Genomic DNA, 18479 nt, shown 5'->3' on the forward strand with positions numbered 1-18479 from the left:
GCTTTGCGGACCAGCTATGCAGCAGCTAATCTGGCGTTACTCATTCCGTAAGCTCTTGATCGGGTTGGTCAGGGCGGTGGTGATCGACTGGAAGCTGACGGTCAGGAAGGCGACCAGGATGGCGAGTGTTGAGGCCGCTACGAAGATCCAGATGCTGATGTCGATGCGGTAGGGGTAGTTTTGCAGCCACTCGCGCATGGCGTACCAGGCCGCCGGGAAAGCCACGATAAACGAGAGCGCCACCAACGTCAGGAAATCGGCCGATAACAACTGAATAATGCTTGACACCGACGCACCCAACACCTTACGAATCCCGATTTCTTTCGTGCGCCGCTCAGCCGATAGCGTAGCTAATCCGAACAGGCCGATGCAGGAAACGAAGACGGTCAGGATGGCGCCAAACAGCATGATCTGCTTCCATTTTTCTTCCGATTCGTAGCGTTTCTGGTTCTCTTCGTCCATAAACTGGTAGGCGTAGGGCGTTAACGGGAACAGCCGTTTAAAGACCCGTTCAATGTGGCGCAGGCTGGCCGTTTCGGTGTTGGGCTTGATCTTGATGAACACCCGGCCGTATATATTGCCCGGCTTCATGGTGAATAGCTGCGGAGCGATCTTCTGGTTCAGGTCGTTGAAATGATAGTCTTTCACCACGCCCACCACCGTGTATTTTTCGTCGGTGTTGTACCAGAAATCAACGAGTTGACCGATGGGATTTTTCCAGCCCGCTTCCTTCACGAACGATTCATTGACCAGAATAGACCGGGTCGAATCAGTAGGGAGATTGACCGAGAAATTACGCCCCTGAACCACCGGGATTTTAAACATCGGCAGGTAGGCTGGGTTGACCGTTTCGTAGGTGAAACTGATCTCGGTTCCGCCATTTACCTTCGCAATAGTACCCCACTGTCCACCGTTTTTTGGGGCCACACCAACAATATTCGGGCTTTTGAGCAGCTCGTTTGTCAACAGGTTCGCTTCGGCATGCGTCAGCTTAGACTTGTCAACCGAAACCAGCCCCTTATCGTCGTAGCCCAGATTTTTGGTGGTGAGGTAGTTGAACTGCGAATAGCTAATAAGCGTGGCGATGATCAGGAACGACGCCAGGGCGAACTGAAATACCACCAGCGACTTTTGCAGGTAGTTTTTCCCGGATAGGTTGAACCGGCTGTAGAGCGTCTGCACAGGACTGTAATTCGAAAGGACCAGCGCCGGGTAAAAGCCAGCCAGAAAGCCCGTTGCCAGGAACAGGGCAACGTACCCAAGCACCAGCTTGGCATCGACCAGATAGGAGAGGGCCAGTTGCTTGTTGGCCAGTTGGTTAAACGTGGGCAGCGTTAGCCAGACCAGCAACAGAGCCAGCACAAACGCGCCGAAACACAGCAGAAACGACTCGCCCAGAAACTGGATGATCAGCTGGGTACGTCCCCCGCCCACCACTTTCCGAACGCCGATCTCTTTGGCCCGTTTCAGTGAACGGGCCACGGTCAGGTTCACGAAGTTGATGCAGGCAATCAGCAAAATGAACAGCGCAATGCCCGTCAGGATGTATGAGAAATTCGGGTTGCTCGTGTCGACCAGCCCGTTGGTGGCCGGCAGATCGGTGCTCAGGTGCATGTCCGTGAAAGGCTGCAGGGCATACTCCGTTTTAGTTTTAATCCCGAATTTATCGGCCATCATCTTAATGGATGATTTGGCATCGGAGAGGTAGATCCGGTTCATGTTGGCCTCCACCGTCCGCAGGTTGGCGTTGGGGTTAAGCACCACAAACGTGTTCTGGAATATGTTGAACCAGTTCTCCAGACTGGCCATCTCCTCCCGACTTACAACCATCGGAATCAGCATGTCGAATTTGATAGAAGAGTTCTGCGGGCTGTTTTGGGCCACGCCGGTTACGGTGTAAGGCTCAAATACCTCTTTGTCATCAACCGTACTCTTAACGGAAATCGTTTTTCCCAGCGCCTCGGTCGTACCAAACTGTTTCTCGGCCATATCTGCCGAAAGCACGACCGAATGGGGTTGCTGGAGGGCCGTTTTGGGGTTGCCGCTGAGCAGCGGAAACGAGAACACCGAAAAGAAACTGGTGTCGGCCGCGTGCATGGTCTGGCTAATCACCTCCGCGCCGCGCTTAATGTCCTGCCGATCTGCCCGGTAGCGCACAAACGATCGGATCTCGGGAACACCGGCGCTGAATTTCGGCCCCTGCAAATTGCCCGTGTTACCTTCAACGCTCTCCTGCTTTCCGGCGGGCGAGAGCTGCCGACTGGTGATGCGGTAGAGGTTGGGCGTGTTGGCATGGAAGCGGTCGTAGCTGACCTCATCTTTGGTGTACAGCATGATCAGCATGGCCACGGCGAGGCCAATGCTCAGGCCAGCCACATTGATGACCGAATAGGCTTTGTTGTGGGCCAGCGTTCGGAAGGCGATAGTCAGGTAGTTGCGGAACATACTGATCGATAGGAGTGAGGGAGCGGGGTACTCGTCGGGGCGAGCTTCCTGCGGTTTACGGTTGAGAAAAAACGGCGTGATGTAATGAAAAACGGCGAGCGTGAACTCGCGGCGGGCTTTAACCGGGCCAGCCTGCGCCAGTCGTTTGTAATACACTTCGTACAAATCGCCCTGCACGTCTTCGAGCAGGTGGGGCGCGCAGCACCATTCAAGCAGGCGGTCGGCCCAGCGGGGCGGACGGGGTTGGTTCGTTTCGGTTGTCATTGGGTACGTGGCCGGGTCAGCCGACAATGAGTTGAAACTTGTCTTGTGGAATAGCCTGCCAAAGCCGGTTCCGTACTTCCTGAATGTCCTGCAGGGCCCGAACACTCAGGGGCGTCAGGGCGAAGAAGCGTTTCCGGCGACCACCCCGCTCGGCGGTAGCACCACCCATCCGCGACGATAGAAAGCCTTTTTCTTCCAGCCGATACAACGTCGTATGCACGGCGCTCATGGTGATCGACCGGCCGGTTTGCTGCTGCACCTCTTCCCAGATGGTAACCCCGTAAGCGTCGGTTGGGGAGGCGGCCACCACCAGCAGTACGATCTCTTCAAACTCTCCCAAAAAAGCCCTTCGCATAGTATGATCGGTCAGGAATGATTAGTTATAGTTTTGCTAAACAAATCAAATGCCAATGCCCGAAAACGTCATTTCTACCTTGTTAAGACCGTTTTCGTCGAACGTACCTGTACGATTTCGGACAAGTACCGTCCAGAAATGGGCGGGGTTGGCACGGCGGCGGGGAGATACAAGCAGATCCCGCTTTTTCAACATGAAGTGTGGTCGCACGATGATAGTGCTTCGCCCCCGCGCAAAAAATTTTCATTTCCTCTGTAACCTTCCCCAACTGTCGCGGTTTCCACGTCAAATTCCTAAAAACCACCCTGTACACGCTTGAATTCGCTGACGGACAATGCACTGATGCTCAAGGTTAAATCGGGCGATCTGAACAGGATGGGCTTGCTCTTCGAGCGGTACCATCGCGAACTGTTTGGCTTCCTGTACCACATGAGCAGTCACGCCGACGCCAGTGAAGACATGGTACAAACGGTGTTTTACCGGATGCTGAAATACCGCCACACCTTCACCGGCGACGGCGAGTTCAGAACCTGGATGTACCACCTGGCCCGCAACGTCCTGATCGATTCGGCGAAGCAGAACAAACGGTCGGCGCAGCAGTACGATGTGCAGGCTTATGCCGAACGGATCGGCGGCGGACCATTGGCCGACGAGTCGTTGCAGAAGGAGCAGGAGGTGGCGTTGTTGCAGGAGGCCCTGGGTCGGTTGAGTGCCGATCATCGGGAGGTGCTGGTGATGAGCCGGTATCAGGAGTTGACGTATAATGAAATTGCCCGGATTCTGGACACCACGGAAGGGGCCATCAAGGTTCGTGTGCATCGGGCCATGAACGAATTAAAGAAGATCTATCTGAACAGTGAATACGAACAATAAACCCATTTCCTGTGACGTGCTGATCAGCCACCTGCCGGGCTGGCTGACCGACGACCTGTCGACAGCCGAGCGGGCAACTATTGAAGTACATCTGGCCGGTTGCCCTGCCTGTCAGCAGGAACTGGCCACCAGTCGGCAGCTCTGGCAGCAGATGAGCTACGTGTCCACGCCTCAGCCTGGACCCCAGGTACGTACCCAGTTCTACGCCATGCTCGACCAGTTTGAGGCCGACGAAAAAGAGGTTCGCTCAGGTACGTTGACGAGCAAGTGGTCAGGTACGTTAGGGTGGATTCAGGAACAGTTTTCGCCGAAAGTAATTATGCGGTTGGCGTACAGTGTACTCTTGCTCGGCATCGGAATAGGGGTTGGTTACTGGGCACAGCGCCAGCGAACGCCGGAAGTTGCCTACCAGCAGCGGGTCGACACGCTGACGGCGCAGGTGCAGGAAATGCGCCAGATGATGATGCTTTCGTTGCTCGAAAATCCGTCGGCCACGGAGCGCTTGCGGGCGGTTAGCTACACGAAAGATATTGACGATGCAGACGCGCATGTGATCGATGCGCTGCTGATGACGCTGAATAACGACCCAAACGTGAACGTACGCTTGGTGACGCTCGAAGCCCTGGCTGATATGGCCACTGATGCCCGGGTTAGAGAAGGACTGGTCCAATCGCTCACCCGGCAGGAGTCGCCGCTGGTGCAGGTTGCCCTGGCCGACGTGATGGTGAAGTTGCAGGAAAAACGCTCGCTTAAACCGCTTCGGCAATTGCTAAAGCAACCTGGTACGAACGAACTGGTGAAGACCAAACTGGAGAAAACGATCCGGGAGTTGTCATGAAGTAGGGGGCTTGGGGTTGCTTCGCGAGCTAGGTTGCTGTCACCCTGAGCCTGTCGGGGACGCCTAGTCGAAGGGCCACGCTACAGCAACCTAGCTCGCGAAGCAACCCCAAGCCCCCAACCCCAAAAAATTCATTCTTTCACTCTTTACATCTTTCTCATGAAACACCTACTATTCCCCATCCTGATGGGGCTCGTGATTTCCTGTGCCCAATCGGTGGCGCAATCGACTGAAGACAAGGAGCATATCAGCAAGGAATTTTCCCTGCCGAACAGCGCCAACGCCAGCGTACTGGCCATTTACAATATCAACGGCTTTATCAAAGTCGAGGGGACATCGGGCAGTAAGGTGGCGGTTGAGGTCGATAAGCGAATGACGGCCAAAACGGCTGATGTGCTCCAGGCGGGCAAGAAGGAATTCAAACTTCAGTTCGAGCAGAAAGGCGATACCGTATTTGCCTACATCATCGAACCGTTCGATTCACGGCCAAACCACGGCAATTGGAAAGACAAAAATGACCGGAAGATCGAGTACGATTATACCCTCGATTTCACGGTGAAAGTCCCGAAGGAGATGAACATCATAGCCTCGACCATCAACCGGGGCGACGTAACAGTGACCGATGTGGCGGGGGCGCTAAAGGTCAGCAACATCAACGGCGCCATTAAGATGACCAACGCCCGCGGCAAGACCGAAGCGCGGACGATCAACGGAAACGTGGATGCCAACTACCCCGCTACCGCGCCCGACCAATCGTCGTACTACACGCTGAACGGGAACATCAACGTAACGTACCCAGCGAATTTGTCGGCCGATCTGCGGTTCAAAACCTTCCAGGGCGAGTTCTACACGGATTATCCTGAAACGACCATGCTGCCCGTTGAGGTGACGAAAAACAAGGAGCAGAAAGGCGATAAAACCGTGTATAAACTCGATAAATCAACGGCCATCCGCGTCGGCAATGGCGGCAAAACGCTTCGATTCGAGACGTTTAATGGGAATGTATACATCAAAAAACAATCATGATCTCAATGAATAATCTACTAATAACCATAGTCTTGATGCTGGCTGCAGCCTCAACGCCTTTACTTGCCCAGACCGACGTAAAAGAGCAGTTGGTCATTCCGCTAACTGATGCAGGCAAACCAGCTTTTCTGGAAGTAGGCTTGTTCAAAGGCTTCATCCATGTAAGCACCCATGCCGGAAAGGATGTGATCATAGACGCAACTTCGCCAGCTAAACAACCAGCCAGGGGTGAAGAAAAACCAAACGCCAGCGGTATGAAACGTATTCAGCCCAGCAACCCCTTTGACCTGTCGGCAGAAGAAAAAAATAACCGGGTAAAGGTCAGCACTTCCCTGATTCATGGCCCGGTCAACCTGACAATTAAAGTACCCCGGCAGTGTTCGCTTAAACTCAATACGGTCGATGAAGGTGATATTTCGGTGGAGAATGTGGTCGGCGAACTGGAGATTAACAACGTCAACGGGCCAATTGAACTAACTAATGTTAGTGGCTCGGTCGTTGCCAATACCATCAACGGTGATTTGAAAGCAACCTTTCGGGAGGTAAACGCCAACACACCAATGGCTTTCTCGACCCTGAACGGCAAAGTGGACGTAACGTTTCCAGCGTCGGTAAAGGCCAACGTGAAGCTGAAATCGGATATGGGCGACATTTTCAGCGATTTTGACATTGCCGTCGACAAAAGCCAGCCTAAAGCCACAAGATCGAGTCAGACGGGTATGTACCGGGTCAAGATCGACGATTGGGTGAATGGGAAAATCAACAGCGGCGGCCCCGAAGTAATGATGAAAACTATGCAGGGCAGTATCTACGTCCGAAAGGCGAAGTGATGTTGGCTTGGGGATTGGGGTATGGGGCTTAGGGTTGCTTCGCGAACGGCGTAGCCCCACCCCCACGCAACGCCCGCCCGAATTCCCGCATCCTTGTGATGAATTGACTGCTCAATCGTTTGCCGCCCGAATCCCCTCCCCCTTATGCTCCAGAACTATGTAAAAATTGCGTGGCGGAACTTGCTGCGTCACAAAGTGTTTTCGGCCATCAACCTCGTTGGGCTGGCTATTGGTATGGCGGCTTGCCTGCTCATTCTGCAATACGTTGCCTTTGAGCTGAGCTACGATAACTTTCACGAGAAAGGCGATCGTATCTACCGCGTTCGGCAGGATCGGTATGATGCCGGGAAGCTGAGTACCGAGTGGGTATCGGGTGCTTATGCGGTGGGCAATTCGTTCAAAGATGCCTTCAACGAAATCGAAGAGTATGTAAAGGTGGTCGGAAGCGGGTCGGTGGTGGCCGAGGTGCAGGGCGGCGAGCAGGTGAAAATCGAGAAAGTGTATTTCGCTAGCAAGGCGTTCTTTACCGTATTTTCATACCCGCTGCTTGTCGGTGATGCGCGCACCGCCCTGACCGAGCCGAACACCGTTGTGTTGTCAGAAACGATGGCCAACAAGTTGTTTGGTAGTGCGTCGCCACTGGGGAGAACCATTCAGGTAAATGGCCAGCAAGCCGTGAAAGTGACCGGCGTGTACGCGGATTTTCCCGTCAATTCGCACATGAAGCCCGATCTGCTGCGTTCATACGCCACGTACCTAAAAGAGATGGGCCCCGACAACAACCCCGAAACGGCCTGGACCTGGGACGGTTGTCTGACGTACCTGTTGCTGCGCCCGGGCACCGATCCGCAGGCGCTGTCGGCCAAGTTTCCGAGGGTGGTCGATAAGTTGGTTGGGGCCGAGCTAAAGAAGTACAACGCGGCGGCGATCTACACCCTGCAACCTCTGCGCGATATTCACCTGTACTCGCATTACATTGGCGAGACCGAACCAAATGGCGATGGCAAAACGGCCTACCTGCTGCTGGGCATCGCCTTTTTCATCGTCATCATTGCCTGGGTCAATTACGTGAACATCGCCACGGCGCGGGCCATCAACCGGGCCAAAGAAGTGGGCGTTCGTAAGGCCGTGGGTTCGCAGCGGAGTCAGCTGGTGAAACAGTTCATGGTCGAGTCGTTTCTGCTCAATGGGCTGGCCGTGGTGCTGGCATTTATCCTGGTGCTGATCACCATGCCGGCGTTCAACAGTCTGTCGGGTCAGCACCTGACGTTTTCGTTGCTGGCCAGTGGCCGCTTCTGGCTGGCGTTGTTGGGTCTGTTCGTAGTGGGTACGTTTCTGTCGGGGATGTACCCCGCTTTCGTGCTGTCAGGGTTCCGTCCGGTGGTGGTGCTCAAAGGGCGGATGGTGAACACGCGGCAGGGCATTTTACTGCGGAAAGGGCTGGTCGTTTTCCAGTTTGGGGCATCGCTCTTTTTGCTGGTGGGCACCATGGCCGTTTTCCGACAGATCCAGTTCATGCGCGAGCAGAAGCTGGGCCTCAACATCGATCAGACGCTGGTGATCCGGCCGCCGATTATCCGTAACGACTCGACCTATATGAGCCAGATGAAATCGTTTAAAGACGAGTTGCTGCGGCAGTCGGCCATAAAAAGCATTACGGCTTCCACGTCGATTCCCGGTGAGCCGGTGGGCTGGAACGCGGGTGGTATTCGCCTGAAAGGACAAGACGAAAGCAAGGCCAAGCAATACCGCGTCATTGGCGTCGACTATGACTACATGAACGCCTACGGTCTGAAACTGGTGGCTGGTCGCAACTTCGCCAAAAGCTTCGGTACTGATCCATCGGCAGTGATCTTCAACAAAATGGCCATTGCCCAGCTTGGTTTTCAGAACCCCGCCGACGCCATTGGCAAAGAGATTGAGTTTTGGGGGAAGACCTACACCGTCGTGGGCGTGGTCGATAATTTCCACCAGCAGTCATTGCGTGAAGCGTTCGAGCCGCTCATCCTTCGCCTGATTCCCGATGTGCAGGGCTTTTTCTCCGTGAAAATGGCCCCCGCCGAATCGGCCAAAACCATCGCCACGCTGCAATCGGCCTGGAACCAGTTTTTTCCCGGCAACCCGTTCGAGTATTTCTTCCTGGATGACCATTTCGCCGATCAGTACCGCGCCGATCAGCGCTTTGGACAGGTGTTTGGCTTCTTCACCGGTCTGGCCATTCTGGTGGCCTGTCTGGGTCTGTTCGGGCTGGCCTCGTTCACGACCGTACAGCGCACCAAGGAAATCGGTATCCGCAAAGCATTGGGCGCGTCGGTGGGGGAGATCCTGCAATTGCTCTACCAGGAATTTGCCGTGCTGGTCGCCATATCCTTTGTCGTGGCCGCGCCGTTAGCCTGGTTTGCCATCACCAGTTGGCGATCAAGCTACGCTTTCCGGGCCGACCTGAATGGCTGGCTGTTCATTTTGCCGTTCGTAGGTGTGCTGACCATCGCCCTGCTAACCGTCAGTTTCCAAACCATCAAAGCCGCCCTGATGAACCCCGTAAAATCATTGCAGAGTGAGTAAGGACTGGCCATTTCAGATGTGTTGGTAGCCATTCCCTTCTGTCCATCAGCGTACGAACGCCTGTCCGATTCTGGACAATCCTTTTTCAACTAAACAGAACAAAACGGCCTATCCTGCGCAGGGTGGGCCGTTTTGGTTCCTGGCAATGCATTTGTTATACAAGTACGCAGCTACTCAATAGGCATGCAAGGAACGTACCTGAACGAGTATGATGAAGTGCCCAAACTCATACGGCAATGATCCGCAACTATCTGAAAATCGCTTTTCGCACTCTGGTCAAGAACAAGGGCTATTCCGCTATCAACATCGGCGGTTTGGCCGTGGGCATGACCGTGGCCATGCTGATTGGTTTGTGGCTCTACGATGAACTATCAGTCAACAAATCATTCCAGCACTACGACCGAATCGCGCAGGTTGTGCGTAACCGGACGGTCAATGGCGAAACCGACACGAAAATGGGGTTGCCCATTCCGTTGGCGCAAAGCCTGAAAACGACCTACGGTGATCGATTCAAACACGTTGAACTGGCCTGGTGGACAAGCTGGCATACGGTTACGCTGGCTGATCAGGTGTTCTCGAAAAGCGGCAAGTTTATCACGCCCGGCGCGCCCGACATGCTCTCGCTGACCATGCTCAGAGGCAGTCGGGATGGGTTGAAAGAGCCCGCGTCGATCCTGCTGTCGGCATCACTGGCCAAGGCGCTGTTCGGCGACACCGATCCGTTGAACAAAACCCTGATGCTCGACAATACCATGACGGTCAACGTGACGGGCGTATATGCTGATATTCCGACCGGCGACACCTTCGACGACGTGCAGTTCCTGGCACCCTGGGACCTGTACGCCGCGTCGACGGATTGGGTAAAAGAGGCCAAAGACGACTGGACCAACACCTCGTTCGAAATCTACGTCGAGCTGGCTCCGTCGGTCAGTTTAGCCGATGCCTCGGCGCCGGTCAGGAACCTGCTTGTGGGTAAAACGAATGGCAATATCGCCCAGAAGCCCGAGGTGTTGCTGTATCCGATGTCGCGCTGGCACTTGTATTCCGACTGGAAAAACGGCGTCAATGAAGGGGGGCGAATTCAGTTTGTCTGGCTGTTTGGCCTAATCGGGTTGTTTGTCTTGTTGCTGGCCTGTATCAATTTCATGAACCTCAGCACCGCCCGCTCTGTCAATCGGGCGAAAGAGGTGGGCATCCGGAAAGCCGTTGGCTCCGGGCGGCAGGAGTTGGTCGCACAGTTCTTCGGCGAGTCGCTGCTGGTGGTTACACTGGCCTATTGCGTGGCCATTGGGCTGGTTTTTCTGGCGATACCGTTCTTCAATCAGGTAGCCGACAAGCACATGGTTGTTCCGTTCACGAATCCCTGGTTCTGGGCCATGGGCGTAGGCTTCATCGTGCTGACGGGGCTCATTGCCGGAAGTTATCCAGCCCTGTATCTGTCGTCGTTCCGGCCCGTTGCCGTGCTGAAAGGGACCATACAAACTGGCAAAAGCATTGCCACACCCCGACGGGTGCTGGTGGTGGTGCAGTTTACGGTGTCGATCACGCTGATTATCGGTACGCTGGTGGTGTACCGGCAGATTCAGTTCGCCAAAAACCGCCCCATCGGCTACAGCCGCAACGGGCTGGTATCGCTGCTCCTGAACGTACCTGACTACGGAAAACACCGCGAAACCGTACGGAATGAACTGATCCGGTCGGGCGCGGTGCTTGAGATTGGCGAATCGGCCAGTCCGCTCACCGAAGTCCGGTCAACCAACGGCGGTTTCGACTGGGCGGGCAAAGACCCGACGTTGCAGGTCAATTTCGGGACCATCAACGTCTCGCATGAGTTTGGCAAAACGGTGGGCTGGGAGTTCACGCAGGGGCGCGATTTCTCCCGAAAACTGGCCTCCGACTCGCTGGGCATCGTGCTGAACGAATCGGCGGTGGCGTTTATGGGCCTGAACGATGTGCTCGGCAAAACCGTCACCTGGAACGGGAGCGGGTTCAACGTCAGCTTCCACGTCATCGGCGTGATTCGGGATATGGTGATGGATTCGCCCTACGAACCGGCTAAACCGTCGGTCTTTTTCATCGGCCCCACACCCGGCAAATTCCTGACCATGCGCCTCAACCCGGCTCGCAGTTCGCAGGCGGCGCTGACCACCATTGGCGAGGTGTTGAAAGAGCACCTGCCCGATGCGCCGTTCAACTACACCTTTGTGGATGAGGAGTACGACCAGAAGTTCCGTAGCGAAGAGCGCATCGGTACGCTGTCGTCTGTCTTTGCCGCGCTGGCCATTTTCATTTCCTGCCTCGGCATTTTCGGGCTGGCCTCGTTCATGGCTGAACAGCGCACCAAAGAGATCGGCGTGCGGAAAGTGCTGGGCGCGTCGGTGCTGAATCTCTGGGCTTTACTCTCGAAAGACTTCGTTGTACTGGTGCTGATTGCCCTGGCCTTGGCGGTGCCCATTGCCTATTACGCCCTCGACAACTGGCTTCAGGCCTACACCTACCACACCACCATTGCCTGGTGGGTCTTCGCCCTAACCGGCGCAGGTACGTTGCTCATTACCCTGCTGACAGTCAGTTTCCAGAGTGTTAAGACGGCGTTGATTAATCCGGTGAAGAGTTTACGAAGCGAGTAGCGGCCTAGTTAGTCAGTTAATTGGGATAGATCGCGACAAGTATGTGCGCTCATAGAAGCGACAGGGAGTTTTTGCCCCTTGCTTCGAACAGCTTAAATAAATGTGTTACACCTACCCTCGTCAAACAGGCCAGTCGATAGGGCATGACATAAAAAGTCCATTGTGGTTAGGTACATTATCTTATGCCTCTCACAATAGCTTTTTATGTCTTTGAGGTTGCTACTGGCGAGTATGTCCTTCGTGTGGCGTGCAACGGCCATACAGGCACTTTCGCCCATTCCTTTATCCAGCATTTTTCGTATCCAGAAAAATTCCTTCACAATTTCTGGATTGTCATCAGGGAAGGGTAGGACTTCAAGGAGCTTAAAATTTATCAGATTGTCTACTTCCCGCTTTCGGTCGTGCCAGCGTTCCAACTCAGCATAGACCTTGTCGAGCAGTTTGACTGGATAAGGAAAGATGCTGGGGAGCATGAGGATTTCACCGGCGCTTACAAAATGTGATACCACATCAGCATCCACCAATATAATTTTAGGCATGATCTGTTGTTAACTCATCGAGACTAATGCCTAAGTCGAGCAGAAGTTCTGTGTAATGACTTTCTGAAATTTGTTCGGAATCAAAGAGTTCGCGGGCCATTGTTCCATAATTGCCAATGGTCAGATTATGATTACCGGGCTCGTATAACTCAGTCGACTTGCCGAATTGAATGGCCGAGCGTTTGACGTTTGCTTTGAATTGCTCACTGTATGCCCGATCAATGAGTCCAATTTCTTCCAGACGGATGAGCAGTGCTTGCCGGGAACAAGAGAAAAACTGTTCCAGATGAATGATGGTGGCCAGGCTGATCTGATTTTTGTCTAGCTCATCCCAATCAGCAATCTGCATCAAAACACCATCGCGCGGAATAAGCAGGTAAGCGGCAAACCAATCGGCGTTTAATTCTTCGGGGTCGCGGTAATCAAACTGGCCCGGGTTACAGATTCGAGATGTGAACTCTTTCTGGATGAACAGATGGTACAGCTCGTGGCAAATGGTAAAATGCTGCCTGGCCAGTGTCTGCTTGCTGTTTATGAGCATGAAACGATCTGAATCGGTTTTGATCGCCATGCCCGCAAAGGTGTCGCTCAGCGGTTTAAACACGGTTTGGACGTTCAATTCCTGCAATAAACTACGCAGCCGAATAGGTTGACGGTCGTTTAAGCCGTGTGTTTGCCTGAATTCACTGGCTGTTTTTTCCAGCGACAACTTCATGCCTTTCAGTTTAGTCGACATGGTTCAGCCGTTTCTTCATTTTAAGGTAATTGTTGACAATCCGCCGGAACGATGCCATGCTGGCTAAATCTTCCGGCGTCAGCTCGTCGGCCCGGAAGGCAAAGGCTGTATTGGCTTGCTGCTGGACACTATCGGCTTCAAGCAGGTCGTAGGCGTCGATGCCAAACAAGTCGGCTAAACGCTGGAGGTGGTCGGTCGGGACGGGGCGGGCACCGGTTTCGTAGTAGCTGATTTGCTCCCGGTTGATGCCGAGATACTCAGCTACGCTAGCCTGATTAAAGCCAAGCCGATCGCGAAACTGGCGGATATTCTGGCCGACCGTTTCGTTTATGGTGTTCATAAGTAGGTTTGGAAACTGCTGTTTGCTGTTACAAAGATATGGAGTTATTGTATTTTTTATATTAGTGATAAGAAATGTTTTTTGAGTAAATCACTGTGTATCAGCAAAATTTGCAATAATTTAGATTATTTACTTGTTACAAAAAGTTCAGAAGAAGAATAAAATCTATTTTTTGTAACAAATAAATATACCTTCAAAATCAGCCGTTGACACGTCTAATTCGCCTCAGCCAATCCCCCTATTATGGTTGATCTCGTAGGGCTTGGGTCGTCTAATGTAAGCAGCCTATACCTTTCCCCAACCACTCTCAGCACAACGTACCCAGCTAACCGATCATTACCTTCTTGCCAGTATCAGCGGCGCGGTAGATGGCTTCGATGATGCGCATGTCTTTGCGGCCTTCTTCACCCGAAATATGCGATGGTAGCGGTTTGTTACTCAGGATGTGGCTGGCGATATCGTCGAGTTGGGCGGCTTGCTGGTTGATGACCGGGAAATTGAACGCCTTCTGACTGGTTTTTCCTGCAAACGGGCCGTAACTCAGGGCCGGGCTTAGCTCAAACGTACCCTCGTCGGCGCTGGCAAAGAATCGGTCGATGTTGCTGTTTGCGGTGGTGGCTGAGGTGCAGACGGCACCACTCGGAAAATACAGTTGCCATATGATGTTCTCCTCTACTTCGATAAACCGGTCGGGCATGGTCACCGGGCCGTATTGCGCGGTTACGGCTATGGGCTCCTCGCCCAGTACGTACCGGCTGCTCTGTACGCAGTAGACGCCCAGGTTCATCAGGGGGCCGCCGCCCGCCATGGCTTTACTGAGGTGCCAGTCGTCGGCGGGGATGCCCGCCAGCCGGTAGCCCAGGGACGCTTCAATCCAACGTACCTGACCAAATACCTTTTCCTGCCCCAGCCGTTTAAGCTCCATGTGGTGCGGCTCGTAATGCAGCCGGTAGCCAACCGCCAGTTGTACCCCCGCTTTCTGGCACGCGTCAATCATCTCCTGGCAGTCGCGTTCCGTAAATGCCATTGGTTTCTCCACAATCACGTGCTTGCCGGCCTTCGCCAGCCGAAGCGTGTATTCCTTGTGCATCCCGTTGGGCAGAGTAATGTAGACCAGATCAATATCAGGGTTGTTGGCCAGTTGGTCCAACTGCCGATACGAGTAAATGTTCTTGTCTTTCAGGCCAAATTCTGCTTTCCATTGCGCCGCTTTGGCCGGTGTACCCGTTATGACGCCGCTGAGTTGGCAATAGCGCGAGTCGGCCAGACCGCTTTTCAATACGTTGGCGTACCGGCCCAGGCCGCAGACTGCGATGTTCAGCTTTTTGGCCTGATCAGGCTGGTCGAAGGCCGACGCTATAAGGGTAGGGGAGAACGTCGAAGCGCCGATGCCGAGACCAAGGCTGCCGATGAATGAACGTCTGGAGTAAGTAGCCATATTGCCGAGTTTGAAGCCCCAAAGTAGGCTAGACCGGCTGCGTCATCCAATCGATAAAAGGCTCAAAGGTGATTATGACCAGTGAATGGCTATCGTATTAGCGGGTATGGGTACGTTTAGCAACTTTTACGTTTCGTTTACATTCTTTTACCGGCCCCTCAACACACCCCAGCAAAAAGGCGTGTAGGTTTGTCGACATCCTTACAAAAAGAGAAATGGCCAAACTCATGCACGTATATTTTTTGTTGTTGCTATTTGTTTTTTGCACGTCCTGTGGACAAAATCAAACAAATGGACCAACAGATGCTATCAAGACCGAAATTAAAAATATAGGGCCTAATATAATGGCTCGTACTATAAAAAAAGGCAGGAATGGTACCATGTTGATTGCTGGCCCGAATAACGCATCTTTTGGTGATGTTTTTCGATACGACGGAAAATCGTTTACTAATCTTACCAGTAAACTAGGTCAGCACAAATTCGTGGATGTTCTGGAAGATCGACAAGGAAATACTTGGTTCGCTTCTCTTAATTCAGGCGTTTTTTATGACAATGGAAAATCTGTTGAACATTTCACTACCACGGAGGGTCTTATCGATAATCGGGTCACGTCTGTTTATGAAGATAAAGCCGGTATTATTTGGTTCGGCACTGGCAGTGGACTGAGCCGTTACGATGGAAAATCGTTTCGTACGTTTACTTCGCCGAACGCTCCGCTTTTTTTTAAAGAAGCGAAGTTGAACAATGATATTAACGCAATTATTGAGGATAAAATAGGGAGATTATGGGTTGGCACAAGGGGCGACGCCTTTGTATATGACGGTAAAAAATTCACCACGTTAACCAATAATGGCGAACCCTTTCTTCAGGTTTCTGCTATACTGGAAGATAGCAAAGGCACTATTTGGCTCAGCGGTGCCAATGGCTACAAAGTAGGCCGGACCGCTGGTCTCTGGCGATACGACGGCACTACCTTTACGCAGGTATCGTATAGAGGTGCTAATGCGATCATCCAGGATAAAAAAGGAAATATCTGGACTACTGGTCCGGTAAATCCGGCTAATTCGACGGTCCAGGCGGTGTCTCGTTATGCGGCAACGTCCTTGTCTAGTGATACGCCCACCGTAACCGAAATCAGGTCAGGAAGGGCTTTTTTCGGAATTTCGGAGGCGAGCGATGGCAGTATTTGGTTTGGCGATGCGACCGGCGTGTATCGGTATGATGGCAAGACCCTCACAGACTTTTATAATAAAGCGGGTCAGAAAAAATATAGCGTAGATACGAAGCAAAGTGTTGTTGTATGGAAAGGATCTATGCTACTGGGTGGATGGGACGGTACGAAGTTTCTTGGTGATGGGACCAATACAGGGGACGTCGATCTGGTAAAAGGATACTTGTTGATCGAATCGGATCGCCGAAGCGACCGTCAGCTGGTGGGCGGTGCCGTTGACGTCGATATGACTACAATTGAAAACTTTGTTGATCAACGTTCACTCAATAAATTACCTCCCTTTTTTAACGTCAAAAAATTTCCTGTTTCTACGTTCGTAATTACGAAGGTAGAAACAGGAAATGATGAAAATGCAAAATTTCCTAATGACGGAAGTATACGGGTTAATGAAGGAAATATAAAAGTTACAGGAAATCTAACCATTGAAGGTATCACGAAGGCCGTTACTTTTCCAGCCCGAATACATTTTATGGACGGAATGGACGGAACTGTCGAACTGAATGGTGCACTGAAAATTGATCGAACAGACTGGGGTATCGATTATGGATCAGAAAAGAACTTTTATAAGTCTGGCAATCCAATTTCGGACGATGTTAAACTCTTTATAAAAATCGTAGCAAAAAAATAACAGTGGCTTGATCGACTACTTATTGCCAAAAGTTGCTTCGCGAGCTAGGTTGCTGTCGCGTGGCCCTTCGACTAGGCGTCCCCGACAGGCTCAGGGTGACACTCCCACTCAAGTTCGTTATGAACATCTGGATGTGAGTTGTCACCCTGAGCCTGTCGGGGACGCCTAGTCGAAGGGCACGTAGCGCGAAGCATTTTTTGGCATAACTAATTTTTACAAGAAAGCCCTGCCATCGGGACGACCCATATAGGGCGATAGGTTAAATGGACCGAGCCGATGGTTCCTGGCGTGCGATTACCCGATTACCGTTGGTAACGCCCACTTTTCACCGATTAGAAAAAATAGGAAAAATTTTGTGAAACCGATTGGTTGCGCGTATATTTGCAACCGATCGGTTTCATTAATCGCGCATCATACTATGAGGAGAGACATTTTTCAGGCAATCGCCGACCCGACGAGGCGGGCCATTATCGCCTTGATCGCCTTACAGGCAATGACACCAAACGACATTGCCGACAACTTCAACACAACCCGGCAGGCGGTGTCGAAACACCTGCGCATTCTCACGGAATGTGAACTGGTCAAACAGGAGCCTCAGGGGCGGGAGATTTATTACTCGCTGGAAATTGACAAACTCAAAGAAATAGACAACTGGATAGCCCAATACCGAACCATTTGGGAAACCCGGTTCAATCAACTTGACGACGTATTAACCATTATTAAACAACAGCAACATGAACAGTAATCTACTCTTTGACTTCACCGTCGACAAATCACAAAAGGCGGCATTCATCACGCGGGAATTTGCCGCCGAGCTTCCACTAGTCTGGGATGCGTTTACCAAACCGGAAATTCTGGACCGATGGGTAGCGCCTAAACCCTGGTCAGCCAGAACAAAGTACATGGATTTTAAGGTCGGTGGCCGACGGTTTTACGCCATGGTAAGTCCGGAAGGACAGGAACGTTGGGCGCTTCAGGAGTACACGTCGATTACGCCGAAGACCAATTATAAAATGTACAATTCGTTTGCCGATGAGAACGAGAATGCTGAACGGCCCGGTTCAGAATGGGATACGACGTTCAGTGAGCAAAACGGCATCACCACCGTGCGCATTGTCATTAAAAATGAATCACTTGCCCGGATGGAACAAATGATTGCCATGGGCTTCGAAGCAGGGTTCAAAATGTCTATCGATAACCTGGAACAGGTATTGGCCGAGATGGTTTCCGCGTAAGTAGCGCATAAGAAAACCTATAATTCATAGCGGACAGCGATTGTCCAGAATCGGACAGCCAGACCCGTCTGAATTTTGTAGAAAAAGCCTTCAGGACGTACCTGTGGGCTTTTTTTATAGCTGGCACCGCATTTGATCGACATTATAGGATAAAATAGATCAGGCCATGAAACGAGCCTTTCTGGGAGAATTTGAAGAAGTGGTGCTACTGACCGTGGCCATCCTCGGCGAGGGCGCGTACGGCGTCACGATCACGCAGGAGATTGAGCAGCAAACTGGCCGGGCGGTGGGCTTCAGCACCGTGCATACCACGCTGCAACGACTGGAAGAGAAAGGCTTTTTATCGTCGGAGATGGGTGGCGCCACGGCCGAGCGGGGCGGACGTCGGAAGCGCTTCTTTACCGTGACCGCCCTGGGTCGAAAAGCGCTGGCCGAAGTGAAACAGGTACGTACCCAGCTGTGGGATGCCCTGCCGCCCCAAACGCTGCAACTCATGGGAATCTGAC

At 52.5% G+C, this 18479-nt stretch carries 18 protein-coding genes; 10 read left to right on the forward strand and 8 right to left on the reverse strand.

Annotated features, from left to right (window positions below; translation table 11 throughout):
- Positions 1 to 36: 36 nt before the first annotated feature.
- The 3 genes from ACAW87_RS08550 to ACAW87_RS08560 are packed head-to-tail and all read right to left on the reverse strand — an operon-like array spanning position 37 to position 3259.
- Positions 37 to 2709 (reverse strand): ABC transporter permease, encoded by a 2673-nt coding sequence (locus ACAW87_RS08550; protein ID WP_370722955.1) that lies wholly within the window; start codon positions 2707 to 2709, stop codon positions 37 to 39.
- Between the two features lie 16 nt (positions 2710 to 2725).
- A complete protein-coding gene (locus tag ACAW87_RS08555) occupies positions 2726 to 3064 on the reverse strand; it encodes a PadR family transcriptional regulator (RefSeq protein ID WP_370722956.1) in 339 nt (112 codons plus the stop codon).
- 45 nt (positions 3065 to 3109) lie between these two features.
- The gene (locus tag ACAW87_RS08560) at positions 3110 to 3259 is read right to left on the reverse strand and encodes a hypothetical protein (protein WP_370722957.1); all 150 of its coding nucleotides are present in this window, start codon (positions 3257 to 3259) and stop codon (positions 3110 to 3112) included.
- 147 nt (positions 3260 to 3406) lie between these two features.
- Between ACAW87_RS08560 and ACAW87_RS08565 the strand changes: the two genes are divergently transcribed.
- The 6 genes from ACAW87_RS08565 to ACAW87_RS08590 all read left to right on the forward strand — a co-directional run bounded on the left by ACAW87_RS08565 (position 3407) and on the right by ACAW87_RS08590 (position 11826).
- Positions 3407 to 3937, forward strand: coding sequence for an RNA polymerase sigma factor (locus ACAW87_RS08565; RefSeq protein ID WP_370723411.1), 531 nt, complete (start codon positions 3407 to 3409; stop codon positions 3935 to 3937).
- Positions 3921 to 4775: a HEAT repeat domain-containing protein gene (locus tag ACAW87_RS08570; RefSeq protein ID WP_370722958.1), complete on the forward strand. Its 855-nt coding sequence runs from the start codon at positions 3921 to 3923 to the stop codon at positions 4773 to 4775. Before ACAW87_RS08565 ends, ACAW87_RS08570 begins: the two co-directional genes overlap by 17 nt.
- A 159-nt stretch (positions 4776 to 4934) precedes the next feature.
- Complete coding sequence (locus ACAW87_RS08575; RefSeq protein ID WP_370722959.1) at positions 4935 to 5801, forward strand: DUF4097 family beta strand repeat-containing protein; 867 nt, start codon at positions 4935 to 4937, stop codon at positions 5799 to 5801.
- A gap of 5 nt (positions 5802 to 5806) precedes the next feature.
- The gene (locus ACAW87_RS08580) at positions 5807 to 6631 is read left to right on the forward strand and encodes a DUF4097 family beta strand repeat-containing protein (RefSeq protein WP_370722960.1); all 825 of its coding nucleotides are present in this window, start codon (positions 5807 to 5809) and stop codon (positions 6629 to 6631) included.
- Between the two features lie 144 nt (positions 6632 to 6775).
- Positions 6776 to 9196: an ABC transporter permease gene (locus ACAW87_RS08585; protein ID WP_370722961.1), complete on the forward strand. Its 2421-nt coding sequence runs from the start codon at positions 6776 to 6778 to the stop codon at positions 9194 to 9196.
- A gap of 236 nt (positions 9197 to 9432) precedes the next feature.
- A complete protein-coding gene (locus ACAW87_RS08590) occupies positions 9433 to 11826 on the forward strand; it encodes an ABC transporter permease (RefSeq protein WP_370722962.1) in 2394 nt (797 codons plus the stop codon).
- Between the two features lie 92 nt (positions 11827 to 11918).
- On the opposite strand, the gene ACAW87_RS08595 is transcribed toward ACAW87_RS08590, so the two are convergent.
- The 4 genes from ACAW87_RS08595 to ACAW87_RS08610 all read right to left on the reverse strand — a co-directional run bounded on the left by ACAW87_RS08595 (position 11919) and on the right by ACAW87_RS08610 (position 14879).
- Positions 11919 to 12365, reverse strand: coding sequence for a hypothetical protein (locus tag ACAW87_RS08595; RefSeq protein ID WP_370722963.1), 447 nt, complete (start codon positions 12363 to 12365; stop codon positions 11919 to 11921).
- A complete protein-coding gene (locus ACAW87_RS08600) occupies positions 12358 to 13101 on the reverse strand; it encodes an ImmA/IrrE family metallo-endopeptidase (RefSeq protein ID WP_370722964.1) in 744 nt (247 codons plus the stop codon). Before ACAW87_RS08600 ends, ACAW87_RS08595 begins: the two co-directional genes overlap by 8 nt.
- Positions 13091 to 13441, reverse strand: a complete 351-nt coding sequence (locus tag ACAW87_RS08605; RefSeq protein WP_370722965.1) for a helix-turn-helix domain-containing protein — start codon at positions 13439 to 13441, stop codon at positions 13091 to 13093. Before ACAW87_RS08605 ends, ACAW87_RS08600 begins: the two co-directional genes overlap by 11 nt.
- A 325-nt stretch (positions 13442 to 13766) precedes the next feature.
- Positions 13767 to 14879: a Gfo/Idh/MocA family protein gene (locus ACAW87_RS08610; RefSeq protein WP_370722966.1), complete on the reverse strand. Its 1113-nt coding sequence runs from the start codon at positions 14877 to 14879 to the stop codon at positions 13767 to 13769.
- A 227-nt stretch (positions 14880 to 15106) separates the two neighbouring features.
- On the opposite strand from ACAW87_RS08610, the gene ACAW87_RS08615 reads away from it, so the two are divergent.
- The 3 genes from ACAW87_RS08615 to ACAW87_RS08625 all read left to right on the forward strand — a co-directional run bounded on the left by ACAW87_RS08615 (position 15107) and on the right by ACAW87_RS08625 (position 17973).
- Positions 15107 to 16738 (forward strand): two-component regulator propeller domain-containing protein, encoded by a 1632-nt coding sequence (locus ACAW87_RS08615; RefSeq protein WP_370722967.1) that lies wholly within the window; start codon positions 15107 to 15109, stop codon positions 16736 to 16738.
- Positions 16739 to 17156: 418 nt separating this feature from the next.
- Entirely contained in the window at positions 17157 to 17483 is a 327-nt protein-coding gene (locus tag ACAW87_RS08620; protein WP_370722968.1) for an ArsR/SmtB family transcription factor, read from the forward strand.
- The gene (locus ACAW87_RS08625) at positions 17473 to 17973 is read left to right on the forward strand and encodes an SRPBCC family protein (protein WP_370722969.1); all 501 of its coding nucleotides are present in this window, start codon (positions 17473 to 17475) and stop codon (positions 17971 to 17973) included. Before ACAW87_RS08620 ends, ACAW87_RS08625 begins: the two co-directional genes overlap by 11 nt.
- A gap of 17 nt (positions 17974 to 17990) precedes the next feature.
- Here ACAW87_RS08625 and ACAW87_RS08630 read toward each other — a convergent pair whose 3' ends face one another.
- Entirely contained in the window at positions 17991 to 18116 is a 126-nt protein-coding gene (locus ACAW87_RS08630; RefSeq protein WP_370722970.1) for a hypothetical protein, read from the reverse strand.
- Positions 18117 to 18139: 23 nt separating this feature from the next.
- On the opposite strand from ACAW87_RS08630, the gene ACAW87_RS08635 reads away from it, so the two are divergent.
- Positions 18140 to 18478, forward strand: coding sequence for a PadR family transcriptional regulator (locus ACAW87_RS08635; RefSeq protein WP_370722971.1), 339 nt, complete (start codon positions 18140 to 18142; stop codon positions 18476 to 18478).
- Position 18479 lies beyond the last annotated feature (1 nt).

The organism is Fibrella aquatica, from assembly GCF_041321135.1.
GTDB lineage: Bacteria > Bacteroidota > Bacteroidia > Cytophagales > Spirosomataceae > Fibrella > Fibrella aquatica.